Origin of the sequence: Desulfovibrio sp. (assembly GCF_019422935.1) — a bacterium.
Taxonomy (GTDB): Bacteria; Desulfobacterota; Desulfovibrionia; order Desulfovibrionales; family Desulfovibrionaceae; genus Desulfovibrio.
On the sequence record NZ_JAHZCJ010000006.1, the window covers coordinates 1 to 18076 of the forward strand.

The 18076-nt window shown below is 57.2% G+C and carries 21 protein-coding genes, 1 tRNA gene and 1 other RNA gene; 12 read left to right on the forward strand and 11 right to left on the reverse strand.

The genetic code is table 11. The features are described 5' to 3' along the window. Positions 1-209: 209 nt before the first annotated feature. The 9 genes from QZ383_RS08825 to QZ383_RS08865 form a co-directional block, all read right to left on the reverse strand. A complete protein-coding gene (locus QZ383_RS08825) occupies positions 210-797 on the reverse strand; it encodes a TRIC cation channel family protein (protein ID WP_291444757.1) in 588 nt (195 codons plus the stop codon). 129 nt (positions 798-926) lie between these two features. Then, a complete protein-coding gene (rny, locus tag QZ383_RS08830; RefSeq protein ID WP_240825019.1) occupies positions 927-2486 on the reverse strand; it encodes a ribonuclease Y in 1560 nt (519 codons plus the stop codon). A 211-nt stretch (positions 2487-2697) separates the two neighbouring features. Next, positions 2698-2881: non-coding RNA, 6S RNA (gene ssrS, locus QZ383_RS08835), on the reverse strand. Positions 2882-2893: 12 nt separating this feature from the next. After that, positions 2894-3166 carry a cell division protein ZapA gene (locus QZ383_RS08840; RefSeq protein WP_022657505.1) on the reverse strand — a complete coding sequence of 91 codons (273 nt, stop codon included), beginning with the start codon at positions 3164-3166 and terminating at the stop codon, positions 2894-2896. A 6-nt stretch (positions 3167-3172) separates the two neighbouring features. After that, positions 3173-3418 (reverse strand): cell division protein ZapB, encoded by a 246-nt coding sequence (gene zapB / locus QZ383_RS08845; protein WP_291444762.1) that lies wholly within the window; start codon positions 3416-3418, stop codon positions 3173-3175. Positions 3419-3550: 132 nt separating this feature from the next. Further along, on the reverse strand, positions 3551-4906 hold the full coding sequence (gene glmU, locus QZ383_RS08850; RefSeq protein WP_291444765.1) for a bifunctional UDP-N-acetylglucosamine diphosphorylase/glucosamine-1-phosphate N-acetyltransferase GlmU: 1356 nt from the start codon (positions 4904-4906) through the stop codon (positions 3551-3553). Between the two features lie 118 nt (positions 4907-5024). After that, positions 5025-6140 carry a glycosyltransferase gene (locus QZ383_RS08855; protein WP_291444766.1) on the reverse strand — a complete coding sequence of 372 codons (1116 nt, stop codon included), beginning with the start codon at positions 6138-6140 and terminating at the stop codon, positions 5025-5027. A gap of 104 nt (positions 6141-6244) precedes the next feature. Then, positions 6245-6655 carry an OsmC family protein gene (locus QZ383_RS08860; RefSeq protein WP_291444769.1) on the reverse strand — a complete coding sequence of 137 codons (411 nt, stop codon included), beginning with the start codon at positions 6653-6655 and terminating at the stop codon, positions 6245-6247. Positions 6656-6699: 44 nt separating this feature from the next. Beyond that, on the reverse strand, positions 6700-7284 hold the full coding sequence (locus tag QZ383_RS08865) for a manganese efflux pump MntP family protein (protein WP_291444771.1): 585 nt from the start codon (positions 7282-7284) through the stop codon (positions 6700-6702). Positions 7285-7420: 136 nt separating this feature from the next. On the opposite strand from QZ383_RS08865, the gene QZ383_RS08870 reads away from it, so the two are divergent. Next, a complete protein-coding gene (locus tag QZ383_RS08870) occupies positions 7421-8362 on the forward strand; it encodes a spidroin-2 (protein WP_291444773.1) in 942 nt (313 codons plus the stop codon). A 77-nt stretch (positions 8363-8439) separates the two neighbouring features. Further along, complete coding sequence (locus QZ383_RS08875) at positions 8440-8940, forward strand: protoporphyrinogen oxidase (RefSeq protein WP_192113040.1); 501 nt, start codon at positions 8440-8442, stop codon at positions 8938-8940. A gap of 111 nt (positions 8941-9051) precedes the next feature. On the opposite strand, the gene ilvA is transcribed toward QZ383_RS08875, so the two are convergent. Continuing rightward, positions 9052-10587 carry a threonine ammonia-lyase, biosynthetic gene (ilvA, locus tag QZ383_RS08880; protein WP_291444774.1) on the reverse strand — a complete coding sequence of 512 codons (1536 nt, stop codon included), beginning with the start codon at positions 10585-10587 and terminating at the stop codon, positions 9052-9054. A 246-nt stretch (positions 10588-10833) separates the two neighbouring features. Between ilvA and QZ383_RS08885 the strand changes: the two genes are divergently transcribed. From QZ383_RS08885 to QZ383_RS08930, 10 genes are all read left to right on the forward strand, one after another. Beyond that, positions 10834-11544, forward strand: a complete 711-nt coding sequence (locus QZ383_RS08885; RefSeq protein ID WP_291444775.1) for a 50S ribosomal protein L11 methyltransferase — start codon at positions 10834-10836, stop codon at positions 11542-11544. 57 nt (positions 11545-11601) lie between these two features. Further along, positions 11602-12018: a nickel-responsive transcriptional regulator NikR gene (gene nikR / locus QZ383_RS08890; protein ID WP_022657495.1), complete on the forward strand. Its 417-nt coding sequence runs from the start codon at positions 11602-11604 to the stop codon at positions 12016-12018. Beyond that, the gene (gene folE2, locus QZ383_RS08895) at positions 12018-12797 is read left to right on the forward strand and encodes a GTP cyclohydrolase FolE2 (RefSeq protein WP_291444779.1); all 780 of its coding nucleotides are present in this window, start codon (positions 12018-12020) and stop codon (positions 12795-12797) included. Before nikR ends, folE2 begins: the two co-directional genes overlap by 1 nt. Positions 12798-12981: 184 nt before the next feature. Continuing rightward, complete coding sequence (locus QZ383_RS08900; RefSeq protein WP_291444781.1) at positions 12982-13377, forward strand: flagellar basal body rod C-terminal domain-containing protein; 396 nt, start codon at positions 12982-12984, stop codon at positions 13375-13377. An 87-nt stretch (positions 13378-13464) separates the two neighbouring features. Then, positions 13465-14643 (forward strand): C40 family peptidase, encoded by a 1179-nt coding sequence (locus QZ383_RS08905; protein ID WP_291444783.1) that lies wholly within the window; start codon positions 13465-13467, stop codon positions 14641-14643. A gap of 10 nt (positions 14644-14653) precedes the next feature. Further along, complete coding sequence (locus tag QZ383_RS08910; RefSeq protein WP_291444785.1) at positions 14654-15166, forward strand: rhodanese family protein; 513 nt, start codon at positions 14654-14656, stop codon at positions 15164-15166. 4 nt (positions 15167-15170) lie between these two features. Further along, positions 15171-16160 (forward strand): tRNA glutamyl-Q(34) synthetase GluQRS, encoded by a 990-nt coding sequence (gluQRS, locus tag QZ383_RS08915; RefSeq protein ID WP_291444787.1) that lies wholly within the window; start codon positions 15171-15173, stop codon positions 16158-16160. A 47-nt stretch (positions 16161-16207) separates the two neighbouring features. Beyond that, complete coding sequence (locus QZ383_RS08920) at positions 16208-16588, forward strand: hypothetical protein (protein ID WP_365861550.1); 381 nt, start codon at positions 16208-16210, stop codon at positions 16586-16588. Between the two features lie 57 nt (positions 16589-16645). Beyond that, positions 16646-16721 (forward strand) — tRNA-Thr (locus QZ383_RS08925). A 337-nt stretch (positions 16722-17058) separates the two neighbouring features. Continuing rightward, positions 17059-17622, forward strand: a complete 564-nt coding sequence (locus QZ383_RS08930; RefSeq protein ID WP_215647423.1) for a flavin reductase — start codon at positions 17059-17061, stop codon at positions 17620-17622. Positions 17623-17901: 279 nt separating this feature from the next. On the opposite strand, the gene QZ383_RS08935 is transcribed toward QZ383_RS08930, so the two are convergent. Continuing rightward, positions 17902-18066, reverse strand: a complete 165-nt coding sequence (locus QZ383_RS08935; protein ID WP_215647424.1) for a chaperone protein — start codon at positions 18064-18066, stop codon at positions 17902-17904. Between the last annotated feature and the right edge of the window lie 10 nt (positions 18067-18076).

Below are 18076 nucleotides of genomic sequence, written 5' to 3' on the forward strand. Positions count from 1 at the left end.
TTGCGTTTCCCTTAACCGTTTTCCCTTGTCGCGAGGAGCGTTTATGCTCCTCCTCACTCCGCAAGTCAACCATTATTTCAACTTTTTGCAAATTAACCACAAAAAGCATGGCTTTCTCGTGTAGCGGAAGTTAAAAATAGCGAAACGGCACCACAGAGTCAAGCCGTAGTGCCGTTTTTTCGCAATCATTTGCCGAACTCGCCGACGTTTCAGACAATTTTGATTTTTTTCACCCCTCGCAAAACAACCACCAGCAACGCCCCACACAGCGCACTCTGCCAGGGATCCAGATTCGTCAGCAGCATCATGGTCAGCGCCAGCATGCCGCCAAAGGCGGCTGCCGTAGCGTACATTTCTTCTTCCACCACACGGGCCATATCCCCAAGGCAAAGGTCTCGCGCAATGCCGCCCACGAGCCCGCCCAGTATTCCAAGCAGGATGCTACCTGTGGGGCCAAGCCCGGCCATCACGCCTCTTACGGTTCCCACACCAGCCCCAAGCGCCAGCCCCAGAGCATCCAACCAGTAAAAGGCCATCCAGGCCCGGCTGCTTTGCCCTATAATGATACCGCCAATGCCGCCGCACACGCATGCCGCCAGATACTCCCCCTGATTGAGGGTGATGGCGCCGTACCCAAGCAGTCCATCACGAGCAAGCGGTGCTGCCATTCCCGCCAGACAGGCAAGAACGGCAGCACCGCTAAAATGTGCGCCCGTAGAGCGCGCCCGGCAAGATGCGGCAGCGGCCAGCATGAAGCTGGCCGCCAGATCTAACACAAATAAGGGAAGGTTCTGCATACGCTGCACCCAGGGGCCAGACCATTTCATTCATGAAATGCTCCAGCAAGGATTTGCCTGCAAATCATTGCCGCGAAACAGGCACATGCGGGCTTTGCCAGCGTTGAGCGCCTGTTTAAGGCTTTTGCTCTACTTGGCCAGCCCCACTGCCCGGCGTTCACGAATGACCGTCACGCGGATCTGGCCGGGATAGGTAAGGTTTTTCTCAATCTTTTCAGCAATATCCTTACAGAGAATATACGTGGTGTCGTCATCAACCATGTCGGAGTTGACCATCACGCGAATCTCGCGGCCAGCCTGAATGGCGTATGCCTTGCTGACGCCATCAAAGCTGGTGGCAATGCCTTCCAGATCTTCAAGCCGCTTCACGTAGTTTTCAAGCAGCTCTTTACGTGCGCCGGGGCGCGCGCCAGAGATGGAGTCAGCCGCCTGCACCAGCACGGCCAGAGCCGTTGAGGGGCGCTGGTCTTCATGGTGGGCTGCAATGGCGTGGATGATCTCCTGGCTTTCGTTGTACTTCTTGGCGAGGTCCGCGCCTATAAGGGCATGCGGGCCTTCCACCTCATGGTCAACGGCCTTGCCGATGTCATGCAACAGGCCAGCCCGCTTGGCTTTTTTGACGTCCATGCCGAGCTCTGCGGCCATCATGCCGCACAGGGCCGAAACTTCAAGAGAGTGCTGGAGCACGTTTTGGGTAAACGAGGTGCGGTAACGCAACTGCCCGAGCAAACGTACTATTTCCGGATGGATACCGTGAACGCCCGCGTCAAAGGTGGCCTGCTCGCCCACTTCGCGCACCTGGGTGTCCAGTTCCTGCTCGCACTTCTGCACAATGTCTTCGATACGGGCGGGGTGAATGCGGCCATCCTGAATCAAGCGCTCAAGCGCCATTTTGGCAACCTGACGGCGCAGAGGGCTGTACGCTGAAAGAATAACGGTTTCAGGCGTATCATCGATAATAAGATCAACACCGGTGGCAGCCTCGAGCGCGCGGATATTGCGGCCTTCGCGCCCGATGATGCGTCCCTTCATGTCTTCGCTCGGAAGGGTCACAGCGGTCACGGTCTGCTCGTTGACGTAGTCGCCCGCATAACGCTGGATGACGTTACAGAGGATTTCTTTGGCTTTGCGGTCGGCAGTTTCGCGCGCTTCCATTTCAATCTGGCGGATCATGCGCGCCGATTCGTGCCGGGTTTTGGCTTCAATTTCGCCGAAAAGCCGGACCTTTGCCTCATCAGCGGTGAGCCCTGCAATTTCAGAAAGCCGCTGCTCCTGCTCTTCAATACGGGTCTGCAAAAACATTTCAGATTCAGCGAGCTGGCGTTCCTTGCGGGCCAGATCCTTCTCTGAAGTCAGCAGTTCGTGCTCCCTTGTGGTAGCTTTTTCAAGCTTTTCCTCAAGGCGACCGCCCATTTCTTCAAGCTTGCGTTCGCGGGCCTTGACCTCGCGCTCACGTTCCTTGAATTCGTTTTCGAGTTCCCGTTTCTGATTGAACAGATCATCCTGGCCCTGAAGCAATATCTCTTTTTTCTGGGCCTGCGCCTCTTTACGCGCTTCCGCCACTATGCGCTTCGCCAGATCTTCGGCGTCGCCCACACGTTTTGCGGCAGAGCGCTTGTGCGCAAACACCCCCAGCGCAACCCCCAGCAGCGCCGCAGCTACAAGCGCTGCAATGAACAATGGATCCATGAATCCAGCCTCTCTCTTTTATCAATACGGACCCTGCGCCAACAGGCACGGGCCGACGAACACCGGCAAGCGGCAAAACTGCCGCACACCGTAGCAAAATGAGCCCAAAGGGGCTGCTGAAACCCTGGCTGGATACCGATTAACGGTCTGGAATGAACTGCGCAAAAGCATCGGCCACTAAGGATGGCAGCCAGATACGTCAAAAGAAGGCGCGTTCCCCGGAGCGCCGTGTCATGCTTGCGGTACAGAACCTGGATAACCAGGTCGGGCGCCTGTATGTCCTTTCCGGGCTTCCCGGTCTTGCCGGGCGTGCACACACAAAGACAGTGACGGCTCCCTATTATATTCTTGTCAGGTTAGCACCGAGGCATAAATCACGCGCGTCCCAGGGAAGCGCCCAAAGGAGCCTAAGAGGACTCCTCTATTTTTGAAAGCAAGGTTGAGACGCGATTCTGCACGTCCGCCTGCTCTTTCTGCGATTGCAACAAATCATCCGCCAGTCCAAGGGCCATAAAAGTCAGCAGAATGTCCTTGGTCTGCCCTCCGTGGAACCTCAGCTTCTGGTCTGCGAACCGTTCCTCCACCAGCCGCACGGCTTCCTGTACACGCCGCATGTCGGCTCCAGGCTTGAATGCAATGCTCAGCCCAAGAACGGTGAGGTTGATAGTATCCTGGTTCACAAAAACCTACTCGACGCTGTCGTGCTCCTGAATCCTGCGCAGCAAGGCGTCAATGCGATTCAGCGCCTCAGTACGCAGCGTTTCTTCGTTTTCAAGAGCTTCACGCAGCTTTTGGTTTTCTTCATCAAGTGCGTCATTTCTGGCTGCCACAGCGGCAGACTCCGCACTGATTTTCGCGTTTTCCGCCTTGAGGCGGTCAAGTCGGGCCAAAAGCGCCTCAACCTGCGATTCAAGCTGCTCCAAAAGTTCCATGATTTGTAAATAACACCGCGACATGACCTTGGCAAGAATGGATACGCTCGGGCGAAAAAATACCCGCGCCGGGCTGTGCCGGCGCGGGCTACAAAAAACCAAAACCCTTGCGGCACGGGCCGCCTGGGCCGTTTATTTATTCCTGCGGGGCAGATTTTTCTGCTTTTCGCGGGCAATGGCAAGCTCGCCATTGGGCACGTCGCGAGTAATGACCGAGCCTGCGCCCACAAGGGCGTCGTCGCCCACAGTCACAGGGGCAACCAGAGCCGTATTGCTGCCAATAAAGGCATAACGCCCGATCTTGGTCTGAAACTTGTGCTTTCCATCGTAATTGCAGGTGATTGTGCCCGCGCCGATGTTGGTGCCCTCGCCTATTTCGGCATCGCCAAGATAGGTAAGGTGGTTGGCCTTGGCGCCTTTGCCAAGGTGGGTCTTTTTAAGCTCCACAAAATTGCCCACATGCGACTGTTCTTCAAGCACAGCGCCGGGCCGTAGGCGGGCAAAGGGCCCCACCAGTGCGGCTGCGCCCACGCGGGCTTTTTCAAGATGGGAGAAGGAACGGATCTCCGCATTATTGGAGATCACGCAGTCGCGCACCACGCAATGCGAGGCAACGCTGGCCCCACGGCTGATGCTGGTATGACCATAAATTTCGCACGGGCCGGTCAGTTCCACTCCGGGTTCAATCTGCGCCAGGGGGCCAACACGCACAGAGCCCGGCGCATGCACGATAACACCCGAGGCGAGCAGATCATCAACAATACGGGCGCGCAGGGTTTCTTCCATGCGGGAAAGCTCAAGCGGCGAATTCACCCCCATGAGCGAATCATCACGGCCGCACTGGATGCCGAGAACTTCGTACTTTTCCGCAACGGCGAGGCCGATGAGGTCTGTAATGTAATATTCGCCGCTTTTGTTGCTGTTGTTCAGGTGCGGCAAAAGGCTTTGCACCGCAGCAAGGCTGCAATAGTACATGCCAGCGTTAACCTCGTTGGAGGGCGGCCCGTAGAGCGAGGAATCATAATCCTTGGCTTCCACTATGGCCTTGACCTTGCCCTGCTGGCGCACTACCCGGCCATATGCGCCGGGGTTGTCCAGCTCAATGGTGGCAAAGGCCAGGTCAGCGCCAACGGCCTCGGCAAGAAAAGAACGAACCAGAGATTCCGAAAGCAGGGGCGCATCGCCGTTGACCACCAGCAAATGGGTGCAACCGGCTTCGCTCAGCGCGGGCAGAGCCTGAATAAGGGCGTGGCCTGTGCCAAGCTGCTGCTCCTGCAACACAAAGCGGGCACCAGGAAAGGCGGCCTGCACCATTTCGGCGCGGTGCCCGGCCACAATCCAGACGTCTTCCGCAAAAACGGGGCGCAGAGCCTCAATGACGCAGGCAAGCATTGGCTCGCCCAGCAGCGTTTGCAGCACCTTGGGCCTGTCCGAGTGCATGCGGGTTCCCTTGCCCGCTGCAAGAATCAAAGCCGCGTTCTTCGGCATGAATATCTCCTTCGTTCGCCACATATGGCGGGAAATGTGCAGGCAGAGCAATAGCCTCTTGCGGGCCAAACAGCAAGACCGCAGAGGTAATCTGCGCGGTGCGGCGCTGCTTGGGCGTTTACTCCGTGCTCACCTGCGGGGGCAGACCGATCACGCAAAGCCTGGCATAGGTGCTGTGCAGGCGCGCATTCAGCGCATCTGACGAAAGATCGGCCATACGTGGAAACATGCGATTGAGCACCATCACCGCCTTGGCGGCTGCGGGCGTCAGCTGCAGGCCAGACCATTTGGCGAGGCGCAGGCACCGCCCTCCGTAATAATCCTGAACATGGCGCAGATTGCCCGCATCATTGCGCGGCACACTGTGGCTGAACAGCGGCGCGGCTGCGAGCACTGCCCTGGTAAAAAAATCCTGCATGACCAGTGAGCGCTCAGGATCAAACTCGCTTAGATACCCGGCAGAAACAAGGCAGCCAGCCGCATGGGCCAGCCAGCCTGCGCACTTGGCCTGCAAGGGAAATTCCGGCAGCTCGGCCAGCATGCGGCCAACCTTTTCGTGCATGAGGGAATCATGAACATACATGGGCTTCATGTCGCTGGTGGAATTGTCGCCATGCTTTCTGTACAGCACCAGCCCGTCCGGGTTCATCCCAACCCTTGCCCCCATGCCATAGCAGCGCAGCCAGTATTCCTGATCTTCACAATGGCGGATGCTCTCATCAAAATAGCCAGCACGTCTGGCGCAGGCCATGCGCAGCAAAAAGCAATGTATGGGAGCGAGGTTGGCGGTACAGGCGTGTACGTCCCAATGACTGTTGACCAGTGACCAGAGCGTCAGCAACGGTTCTCCCTCATCCTGTTGCAGATTCATGCAACGGCAGATGCTCATGTCCAGTTCCGGCTGCGCCTCAAAAACCCGTAAGTGGCTGGCAAGCAGCCCCCTGGAAAAAAGGTCGTCCGCATCAAGAAAAGCCACAAAATCACCATGCGCAGCGCGCAGGCCGGTGTTTCTGGCGCGGGACGGCCCCGAATTGGCCTGCCGGATAAATACAATATCCGACCCAAAGCTTTCAGCCACTTCTGCGGTATTGTCGGTGGAGCCATCGTCCACAACAATGACTTCCACATCAATGCCCGGCCCGCGCTGCTCTCGCACACTCGCTACGGCTTGCGGCAGAAATGCGGCATAGTTGTATGTGGGGATAATGACGGAAACCAGAGATTGCGGGGCCATCCTGTCTCCTGCGATGTCTTGCGGGCAGAGGTTTGCCCCCTGCCCGCCCATACACTGCGGTTATTGCGACAGCCCCGCGCGGGGCGCACCTAAAAAGACTTGCCTCAGTTCTTCCATATAAAGGTAAACACCTGCTCCACATCGGGGTGCAGGGTGTGGTGCACTGGGCAGCTTTGAGTGCAGCGCTCAATTACCATCTTTTCCTTGGCGGAATATTCGCGGTCAGGCATTTTGAAGGTCACTTCAATCTTGCCGATGCGGCGCGGGTCGGCGCTCATGGTTTTGTTGATCTCCATCTCCGTGCCGGTCACATCCACGCCATGCGTCTTTGCATAAATGCCAATAATGGTCATGGCGCAGGCCCCAAGGGCTGTGGCGCACAGGTCTGTGGGCGAAAAAGCCGCGCCCAGCCCCTGGTTGTCAGAAGGGGCGTCTGTGATGATCTTTGTGCCGCTCTGGTTGTGGACGCACTCCACGCGCAGATCCCCAAGATATTTTGCGCTGACGGTAGCCATGGCAACTCCTGCGGTTTTGCCGATCAAACGGCAGTTACGGGTGATTAACCAAAAACATTATGCTCGCGCAGCGTATTACAGGCAATAGCCAGCAGGGTCAGCCCACCCAGCAGTTCTGCCCATCCATTGACCGCGCAGAGGTTGGCCAGCGCCTTGCCCAGATACACGCCCACAGCGGTAATAACCGCGCAGACCAGACCGATCATCAGGGCCGGGCTCCAGACAGAAGTTCCCAGAATGGCAAAAGAAAGGCCCACGGCCAGGGCATCGATGCTTGTGGCAACGCTCAGCACCAGCAGGTTGCGCCCCGCAGTGGGGTCCACCGAAGGACGCGGACAGGAGGAACTCGCCCGCAGGGCCGAAAAGCCCGAGAGCACCATCTTGCCGCCTATCCAGCCCAGCAGGGCAAAGGCGATCCAGTGATCCCACGCTTCCATATAAGAACGCACGGTAATGCCCAGATACCACCCCACCACCGGCATGGCGAACTGAAAAAAACCGAATGCCGCGGAAAGCCGGAAGTAATGGCGCGCCTGCGGCACGCGCAAGGCGCAGCCTGAAGCCAGGGCAACGGCAAAAGCATCCATGGAAAGGGCAACGGCCAGGAGCAGAACAGCAAAAAACGACATAAAAACCCCATGCTACGGTGCGCAATGACCGCCCAAATTGATTGCAGAGTGGCGTGAACTATAGGGCAAGGGCCGCTCAGGAGCAAGAGAGGTCTTTCGCTTGCGGCTGACACGGCCTCGGGATACAAGGCTGGGTATGCAAACTATTCCTTCTTGGCTTTTCTGCTGGCAATGGATTGCCGCTGTTCTGACCCTGGGCGCAAGCGCCGCTTCGGCCATGCCCATTATTATTGCTCTCACCCTGGCCACCGGCAGACGCGGACAGGCCAGGCTCAGCGCCTATGGCGCGCGCACCCTCGCCCGCTGCGCTGCGGGGCTGGCTGTTCTTGGCCCGCTGCTGGCAGCAGGCAGTGTTCTTGCCCTGCTGGCAAGCGTGCGCAGCACGGAACATATGTTTGAAGGCGTGTCATTGTGGATGCCAGCCATGCTGCCTTACACAACAGCGGTTGCCGCATGGCTGGCTGGCATAATATGCTTGCTGCTGTATCTTGCGGCTGACCGCGCTGCCCCCGTGCCGCAAGCTGTGCAGGATTACTGGCAACCGGGACAGATCGGCCTGCGCGTCGGCCTTGCGCTGCTGGCGGCCCTCTGTTTTTTTGCCGCGCAGGTTCTGCCCAACTGGCCCTTTTCTGGCCTGCCGCAAGGGCTGAGCATGGGGGATGTGGCTCTGGCCGTGCTTCCCAACACCCTGCACGACTACTTTACCGCATTGGCCCCAGCGGGCAGCGTTGCGCTGATCATACTTTCCCTTGTGGCCCGCAACCGCGGAGCCGCATTCACGCTGGCGGACGAGCAGCGCGCTGCCCGCTGGTGCGCGCTGTGGGCCATGGTGGGCTTTATCCCCCGCTGCATTGACCGCTGGGGGCTTGTGATCGGCTTTTCCCTGCGCCAGGGCCCCTTGCCGCAAGGTCTGGCGGAACAGGCAATGGGCCTTGTGCCCATGACCCTCGCCATTGCCTGCTGGGTTGCCCTGTTTGTTCTGCGCGCTCCCCGCAAATTCTACTGGCTCAATGTTCTTGGGCTTCTGCTGCTTGTGCTGGGCGCGAGCTTTCCGTTCCTATTGGCGCTCGGGCGCTGATGCTTGCCCCGCACATGGGCAGCGCGTATACCCGACTGCACATATGGATTCGATTTTTCCGCAACCCGGAGGTTCCCATGCGGACTTTGTTTTTTCTGTCCCTTCTCATGCTCTGCCTGACGGTCACAGCCCAGGCTGAACCGCGCTCGTTTACGCTTTTCAGTGCCGACCTGCCCCAAGGCTGGGACGGCGAGGAAAAAATGGGCTTCAAATCGGGCAACCCCGATGAATGCATGCTGATTCTGGGCCTTTCCAACGAAAAGAAAGACGACTACGCCGCGCTCATCAGCATTTTTGTTCTGCCTAACACGCAGAATGACGACAGCGCCTCCCTTGCCAACAAGCTGGCCCCCCTTCAGGCCAACGCATCCCAGCCCCGCCCGCAGGGGCCGTTCTGGACGTTCAACGGCGAACTGCGCAGCCAGGCCTTTCCCGCCCCCGGCGTGACCAAGGTCAACGCCACGGCAGACAAGGTCATCATTGCCATTGTTCAGGATCCTGATCAGCGTGGAGCCGAAGCTGTTTTTGCCAGCCTCAAGGGCCTCACCCCCGAAACGCGCAAGCTGCTCGGCCAGTAAACAACACCCGCACATAGTTGACGCGGCTTTTTCTAGCAGGCCGTAATGTAAAACACCGGCTGTCCTTTGCAGGGCAGCCGGTGTTTTACATTGGCTCAGCTTCAATCGGGCTTATTCGTGCCAGCCCAGAAACATCTTGTAGGCATCGTTGTTGGATTCTTCCACATGCGGATAGCCCATGGCTTCAACACGCTTGAGAAAATCCTCAAAGGCTTCCTTCTTTTCATCGGGCGCTTCAAATCCCACAAGCACGCGACCAAAATCCGCGCCGTGATAGCGGTACTGGAACAGCGAAATGCTGAAATCCACGCGCATGGCGTCCATAAAGTCCAGCAGAGCGCCGGGGCGTTCGGGGAAGGTAAAGCGCAGCAAACGCTCGTGCAGAATCTGGGGCGCGTTGCCACCCACCAGGTGGCGCACGTGCACCTTGGCCAGTTCGTTATCCGTGAGGTCAATGGCCTCAAAACCCTTACCGCGCAGTTCTTTCAGCACCTGGGCCACATCATCGCGCCCGTTGATCTTGATGCCCACCAGTACCCTGGCCTTTACCGGGTCTGAATACCGGGTGCAGAGTTCCGTGATGTTGCGGCTGCCAAAAGATGCGCACAACTGCCGGAAGCTGCCTACGGTTTCGGGGATGGTCACTGCCAGCAGGGCTTCGCGCTGAGCGCCTATTTCCGCGCGGTCAACCACGTGGCTCAGGCGGTCAAAGTTCATGTTCGCGCCGCTCACAATGGCTACCAGGGTGGCATCGTGCAGATCCCCCGCCTTGGCGTAAGCCCGCAGGCCAGCCAGAGCGAGCGCGCCCGCAGGCTCGGCCACCACGCGGGTGTCTTCAAAAATATCCTTGATAGCGCCGCAGATGGCGTCCGTCTCAACGGTGATGATGTCGTCAAGCAGGTCGCGGCAGAGAACAAACGTTTCTTCACCCACCAGCTTGACGGCCACGCCGTCGGCAAACAGACCCACATCGTGCAGTTCCACGCGCTGCCCGGCCATGACGGAACGCCGCATGGCGTCAGAATCCACAGGCTCCACGCCGATGACGCGGATTTCAGGCCGCAGGTTCTTGATATAGGCGGCAACGCCCGCCGCCATGCCGCCCCCGCCGATGGGGACAAACACGGCATGGATATCACCGGGGTACTGGCGCAGGATTTCCATGCCGATGGTGCCCTGCCCTGCGATGACATCCGGGTCGTCAAAGGGCGGAATATACACGCAGCCGGTTTCCTGAATCAGGTCAAGCGTGTGCTTCCAGGCATCGCTGAAAGATTCCCCCGAAAGCACAACCTGACCACCCAGCCGCTTCACAGCCTCGACCTTGATGGCGGGCGTGGTCACGGGCATGACGATGGTAGCTTCGCACCCCAGCCTGCGCGCGCCAAGGGCAACCCCCTGAGCGTGATTGCCAGCCGAGGCGGTAATAACGCCCCTGCGCAGCTCTTCCTTGGTAAGGTGCGCCATCTTGTTGTAGGCGCCTCTGATCTTGAAGGAAAAAACAGGCTGGAGGTCTTCGCGCTTGAGCAAAATATTATTGCCGGTGCGGCGCGAAAGACTGACCGCCTCGTCCAGGGGGGTTTCTACCGCCACGTCGTATACGCGGCTCAAAAGGATACGGTTCAGGTATTCGCTGTGCTTGTCCATGAAAATGTCCTTGCGGGGCTTCGCGCATGGCCGCCCTTGCGGTCGAAAAACGCATTTTGTGAGGCCAATCTTTATATACCCGCAAGAAATGCTTCTCAAGTGCTTACTTTTTAAAATCCGTGCTGCCTTACGGGCAGAAATTTGGTTTCTTCCACGCATTTTTTACACGGTGGGACACGCCGGCCAAGGGGCCGCCCTCCTGTTGCGTATCTGTACAGCCACAGCCCGTTGCGCTATGATTAGCGAATGACCGAACCGACTTCCGAATTTTCCCAATCTGAAACCCACGGCCTGACAGAATACACGCCGCACATATCAGTGCGTGCCGCAGGCCGCCTGTGGCGGCTCACCAGGGCCGCCGACCTTGAGCAGCTTTGGGACGCCATGACGGCCTCGCCCGATGATTTTGACGATGAGCGGCTGCCCTACTGGACAGAACTCTGGCCTTCAAGCGTTGCCCTGGCGGGCTGGCTTGCGCAGCAACGGCAATGCATCGCCGGGCAGCCCTGCCTGGATATTGGCTGCGGCCTGGGCCTCACCGCCATGGTGGGCCAGTGGCTTGGCGCAAAAATGACTGCCATGGACTATGAGGAAGCCGCCCTGCACTTTGCGGCCCGCAACGCTGATATCAACGAAGTGCCGCAACCGCTGTGGACAGTCATGGACTGGCGGCGGCCCGCCGTGCGGACGCGGAGCATGCACCGCATCTGGGGCGGCGATATCATGTATGAAAAGCGTTTTGTGGCTCCGGTGCTGCGCTTTCTTGACCATGCCCTTGCCCCTGATGGCGCGGCATGGGTGGCGGAGCCGGGCCGTACCGTGTACGATGCTTTTCTGCACGCGCTGCAAAACGGCGGCTGGCAAGGCAGACGGGTATATCACGAAACTGTGGACCCCCTTTATGCCCAGCCCGTACCCGTTACCGTACACGTTTGGGAAATCAGCCGCCGGGCCTGAGTCCGGGGCGTTCTTCAACCACAGCAATCAGCCCTCACGGGCCATACGGGAAATACCATGGGAAACCTGGCACGCTTCGGCGTTTCTTTGGATGAAGATCTGCTGGAACCTTTTGACCAGCTGTGCAAGCGCAAAAGCTATCCCAACCGGTCTGAAGCCATACGCGATCTTATCCGCAAGGCACTGGTTGAAGAACGCTGGAGCAACGACGCCTCTGGCGCGGGTACGCTTACCCTGGTGTATGACCACCATAAAAACGATCTGGCCCGTCGGCTCATGACTATCCAGCATGATGACCACGATCTTATTGTCACCACTCTTCACGTGCATCTGGATCACTACAACTGCCTTGAGGTGCTGGTGCTCAAGGGCGAGCCCAAGCGTTTGCGCGCCCTCGCCGACAAACTGATCTCCTGCCGCGGCGTCAAGCACGGCACTTTTACCGCTACTACTACAGGACAGGATCTGGCATAATGGAAGACGTACAGAGCCACGCCCCGCAGGTTGCCCTGAATATCGACCGCGTGGGTGTTCGCGAGCTGAAGCTGCCCCTGCTGGTGCGCGACCGCTGCCAGGGAACGCAACAGACCGTGGCTACCGTAGACCTTGGGGTGGACTTGCCTTCATCCTTTAAAGGTACCCACATGAGCCGCTTTGTTGAGGCTCTGGAGCAATGGAACGATGAGATCAGCTATCAGTCCGTGCGGCGGCTGCTGGTCAATATCAAGGAACGGCTTGGCGCGCGGCGGGCGTATGCCCGGTTCTGCTTTCCCTATTTTATTGTCAAAAAGGCCCCTGCATCGGGCAGCCCTGCCACGGTTGCCTACGAATGCCGCCTCACCGGCGAGCTGGACGACAAGGGCCAGTCGTTTGTTCTTGAAACAGATGTTCCGGTCATGACTGTCTGCCCCTGCTCCAAGGCCATCAGCCGCGAGGGCGCACACAGCCAGCGGGCCATGGTGCGCATGCGTTTGCGCATGCGGGCTTTCTCGTGGCTTGAAGATTTCATCGATATTGCCGAAGGATCCGGCTCTTCCGCAGTCTACACCCTGCTCAAGCGCGAGGATGAAAAATTCGTCACAGAGAGCGCCTTTGCCAGCCCCACCTTTGTGGAAGACGTGGTGCGCAACGTGGCGCAAAAGCTCACGGCCCACGGGCAGGTGGAGTGGTTCAGCGTTGAGGTGGAGAGCATGGAATCCATCCACAACCACAATGCCTTTGCCCGCATCGAGCGCGATCTCTCTGTTCGCTGACATGCCGTGCTGACGGTGGTTACACTGGCTCCTTGCGGCAACATGCTCTGAGTATGCGATAATACTCTGAAAACCTGCCCCGACCCCTGACTGCGAAAAACCTGTAATTACCCGCCAACCAGGACAAAAAAAAGTTTTTGTATTCGGGTAATACTTGTGCTAGTTAAGCCGTAAGGTGTGAATGATGAGTAGCAGTAGCCTACAGATCGGCGCGTCAGCCTTGAATGCCTTTTCGTGGGGCACGGCTGTTACAGCGCATAATGTAGCCAACGTCAGTACGGCTGGTTTTGAGCCGCGCCGTGCCGTCTACTCCAGCAACGCCAACGATCAGGGCGTCAGCTTTGAAGCCGCGCTGAAAGACGCGGGATCAAAGGTCGGCCCCAGCTCGGACTGGAATGCCGCCAACGCCGTTCTTGATGTCACTTCCGGTATTCCCCTGGAAGCATCCGCACCCAGCGGTACGGATCTTGGGCGGGAATTCACTCAGATGATCTCCACCCAGCACGCCTATGAGGCAAACGCGCAGGTAGTGCGCACCAGTGATACCATGCTGGGTACGCTTTTAGACATCAAGGCTTGACCAATTACAGACAAACGGGGTTATTCCCGTTTTTTTTGCGTGACCCGCCGTTGCCTTGTGCTGCGGCGCAACCCACACGGAGTGCCGATGGGTAGATGCCTGAAACTGTGTGCGCTGACTCTGGCTTGCGCCATGACCTTTGGCTGCGCAGTAAAAAACAACCAGCGTGGAGACTACAGCACACAAGCGGAACAGCGTTTTCGCCGTTCTTATGAAGCTGCTTTTGACAACAATGAGCAGCAGGGCAGCCAGCAGCTTTTGCGCAAGGCACGGTCTGCCATCGGCACCCCATATGTTCCCGGCGGCATGTCGCCGGGCGGATTTGACTGCTCGGGATTTGTCTGCTGGGCCTACAAAAGCGTTGGCGTGAGCCTGCCGCGCACCGCCCGTGAACAGTCGGTTGTGGGCAAGCGCATCAATAATGTGGAAGAAATGCAGGTTGGCGATATTGTCGCCTTCCGTCACCCCCGTCGAGGCTATCACACCGGCATTTATGTGGGCGATGGCAAATTCATCCACAGCCCCCACCGCCGCACCACCGTGCGTATCAATTCTCTGGACGACCCTTATTTCAAAGGCACATTCCTCGGTGCCCGACGCGTCAAGATGGACGGCACCGAAAATCTTGTGGCCGAAGCCCAGACCCGCCTGAATGACTACGCGGAAGAAAAGGCCGTGCGCGATATTTATCGCAGCCACAAGCCCTCCTCCCGCACCAGCGTTGCCAGCAACGACGACCACAAAAAGAGCAGCAAGGATCGCGGCAAAGAAAAAGACAAAGACCGCTCCAGGGATAAAAATCCTTCCAAATCGCGCGAGCAGTTTGTGGAAGTGGCCAGTCTGGACAAAAAGCACTCCACCCGCAAGATCGAGGTGGAAAAGGCTGACAAGTCGTCCTCCAGGTCTTCAAGCAAGGCATCCGTCAAGGAAGACAAGTCGGACAAAAAGAGCAGCGCCTCTTCGTCCAAATCCGGTTCTTCAAAGGCTGAAGCTGAAAAGTCCGAGCGCAAGAGCGAGGCCCGCAAATCTGACGCCCCCAAGGCTGAAGCGCGCAAGGCTGAAAGCCATAAGGCGGAAGCCGCCAAGAGCGACAGCAAGTCTGGCTCCTCCAAGTCCAGCGCATCCAAGGGCGAATCCACCAAGCACGAGTCTGCCAAGTCTGAATCCGGCAAAAAGGACAAGAGCGACGGCAAGGTGGCCTCTTCCAAGTCTGATGATGGCAAAAGCAAAAAAACTCCCGCCAAAAACCGGGAAAAGAATTCATAGGACATAATTGATGCTTCCCAATATTTCTCCTGCAGAAGCACTGAAGATGCTGCAGGATAACAAGGCTCGCCTTGTGGACGTGCGTGAGGCGGACGAACTCGCCGCCTTGCGCGTTCCCGGTGCCGAAGCGGCCCCCCTTTCTGTCATTTCATGGATGGATCTGCGCCCCGCCACCGCTGAACTCCCCATTATATTTACCTGCAATTCCGGCAACCGCACCACCAAGAACAGCGACCTGCTGCAAAAACTTGCGGCAGGCCCCGCATGGCAGGTGGAAGGCGGCGTCAGCGCCTGGGCCAAACAGGGGCTGCCTGTGGAAACTTCCAAACAGACGCTGCCCATTTTTCGACAGATTCAGATTGGCGCTGGCGGGCTGGTGCTGGCTGGAGTGCTCGGCTCCCTGGCGTGGCCCTCAATGCTGTGGCTTTCGGCCTTTGTGGGCGCGGGGCTTGTGTCTGCAGGCGTGACAGGCTTTTGCGGTCTGGGCATACTGCTTTCGGCCATGCCCTGGAACAAAAAATAGTTTTATGCACGCCGCGCCTGTTATTCGCGGCAGGCTGGCTCCCAGCCCTACCGGCTATATCCACCTTGGCAACGCCTGGGCCTTTTTGCTTGCATGGCTAGCCGCCCGGGCCAGCGCTGGCGAGGTGGTACTGCGTATTGAAGATATCGATCCGCAGCGCTCACGCCCCGAATACACCGCAGCCCTCATTGAAGACCTGACCTGGCTTGGCCTGGATTGGGATTATGGCCCGGACAAGCCGGAACCGGCTGGCGGAAGCATGGGGCCGTTTGAGCAAAGCCGCAGGGGCCAGCACTATGCGGCGGCCATTGCACAGCTTGAAAGCGCTGGGCTGACTTATCCATGCTTTTGCACACGCAAGGAATTGCGCAGCATGGCAGGTGCGCCGCATGTTGATGATGCTGGAGCGCCCTACCTTGGCACATGCCGCAGCCTGAATCAGGCGCAGCGGCAGGCCTTGCTGGAGTCAGGCCGCCGCCCCTGCCTGCGTTTGCGCTGCCCGGACGGGCCTGTGAATTTCACCGATACTGTGTTTGGGCCGCAATCGTACACGCTTGCCGACTGCGGGGGCGACTTTGCCCTGCGCCGTTCTGACGGCGTTGTGGCCTACCAGCTTGCCGTGACCGTGGACGATGCGCTCATGGGCATAAATCAGGTGGTGCGCGGGCGCGACATCCTCATTTCAACGCCGAGGCAGATTGCTCTTCTCAAGCTCCTGGGCTATGGTGCTCCCGCTTATGCGCATGTGCCGCTGCTTCTGGATGACGAGGGGGAACGCCTTGCCAAAAGGCACCAGAGCCTCGCGCTGCGCAACCTGCGGCAGATGGGCGCAGACCCGCGCAGAATAACCGGATTGCTCGGCGCGCTTGCCGGGTGCAATCCCGGCGGCGATGCCGCCAGCCCTGCGGAGCTGATACCATATTTTTCGCTTTCGCGCCTTGATGGCGATGATATCCGCCTTGGGCGCGAGATGCTACGCGCGCTTGTGGCCTGACGGCCATTTGAATACAAACACCGCTCATGTAATGACAGAGGATGTTTATGACCATGCAGAACCTGGATCAGACCTTTTTGGACAAGATTTTTCCCGCTGGCCGTGCAGATGAATTTTTTGACGCGCTCTTTGGCGGCGCGGAAGAAGGCGCTTACGACATCGGCCTGGTTTGCCGCAGCGTTGAGCCGCAAAAGGCCAAGCTGGCTTTTGAACTGCGCCAGCGCCCCGGCAAATGCCTTGCCTGCAACCTGACCTATGGGCTGCCCCAGGTTTTTCAGCGGCACCCCATCCTGAATGTGGCTGGCGTTGCGCGCGAAGTTGCTTCTCACCTCGGCTGGCCTGCGGAATCCACCAAGTGGAAGCTGGGCCACACGGAAGAAGTGAGTCGCGAGCTGCATGTTATCCCCCTTGTGGTGGAATGCGCGTAAGCCGAGCAGACCTATCCGCTTGACAACGGCCCTGTTTTTTGGCACTTCATGTCGGTTGCCAGCTTAGCTCAGTTGGTAGAGCAGCTGATTCGTAATCAGCAGGTCAAGAGTTCAAGTCTCTTAGCTGGCTCCACAGAATTTAGCCCTCACGGTGAATAACCGCGAGGGCTTTTTTTGTTGGGGTAACGCCACTATGTTAAAAATAGCCCTCTACATCTAATGCCAGAACGCATTCTCTTGCTGGGGACTTCTCCTGAGCTTGGCCCTGCCCAAGCGCTAATACGTGTTGAGGGGCAGGATGACTAAGATAAACTCTTTGACGTGCTGAAGTGCATGGCAGATGCCTCCGATGAACCGGGTTTACCGCTGCGAACATCTGCTGTTTGACGAACATCACCTGCACAAGGTGTTTGCTGAAATCAAGCTATTTCCAGAGTGACAAGTCGAAAATTACGAAGGAAGAATAGATTATGCCAAGAATAAATATTGGGGCCAAACCATATGTTATGCCAATGCCAGTGCTAATACTTTCATCGTATGATGAAAATAAGAAGCCTTGTGCCATGCTAGCGGTTTGGGGTGGTATCAGTAATGAGACAGAGATTTCCATAACAGTTGCATCACAGCGCCATACATTAAAGGGAATTCTTACCAGAGGCTCTTTTGTTGTCAGCATGGCGGATGTAGAAAATAAAATAGCCTGTGATTATCTTGGGATAGCAACAGGGAATAAGGTCGAAGATAAATTTGATAAATCTGGATTCCACACGACAAAATCTGAATTCGTTGATGCCCCTATCATTAATGAACTGCCCTTTTCCGTTGAATGCAGGCTAAAAAATTATGATGAAAAAAATTGGAGGCTTGTTGGAGAGATTGTAAACGTTAGCCTTGATGAACGAATTCTTGGAGAAGGTGGAAAAGTATCATTTGAAAAATTCCATCCCCTTGCTTTTGATTGGATGAATAAAATATATCTTTCAATTGGAGATAAAGTTGGTGATGCATACCGTGATGGTCTTGCATTAAAGTAAGCAATTCCATTTTTTCGTAGCGGCAAAAATAGCATGACAATAACATAGGCTGTTTTTACAAATAGGCAGCCATTGCATTCGCAATAAACCTAATCAATACTGCTCCTCATGCGCTGAAGTGGCTTTCATTCCCGGGCATAGATAATTTGCCCCCCCAAAAAACATGCTCGGCTTTCTCCTTTAGCGGAGAAAGCCGAGCATTTGTATCATCCTGATTTCTGCCTGCCATGCAGGTTTGATCAGGAGGCAAGTTATGTTCGTTAATGGGGCCGCTCGGTGCTAGTCGCAAACGCCTTCATGTTCCGGGCCTTCGGGAACAGTGCAGGCTTGCTGCTTTTTGCCTGTTCCGTTGCACTCAAAACACTTTGTGCCAGCATCGTCTTTTCCCTTGCCCTGACAAGCCGGGCAGGTGGTGTAGTCATCAACTCTCGTATTCTGGGCCATAATGAGTCCC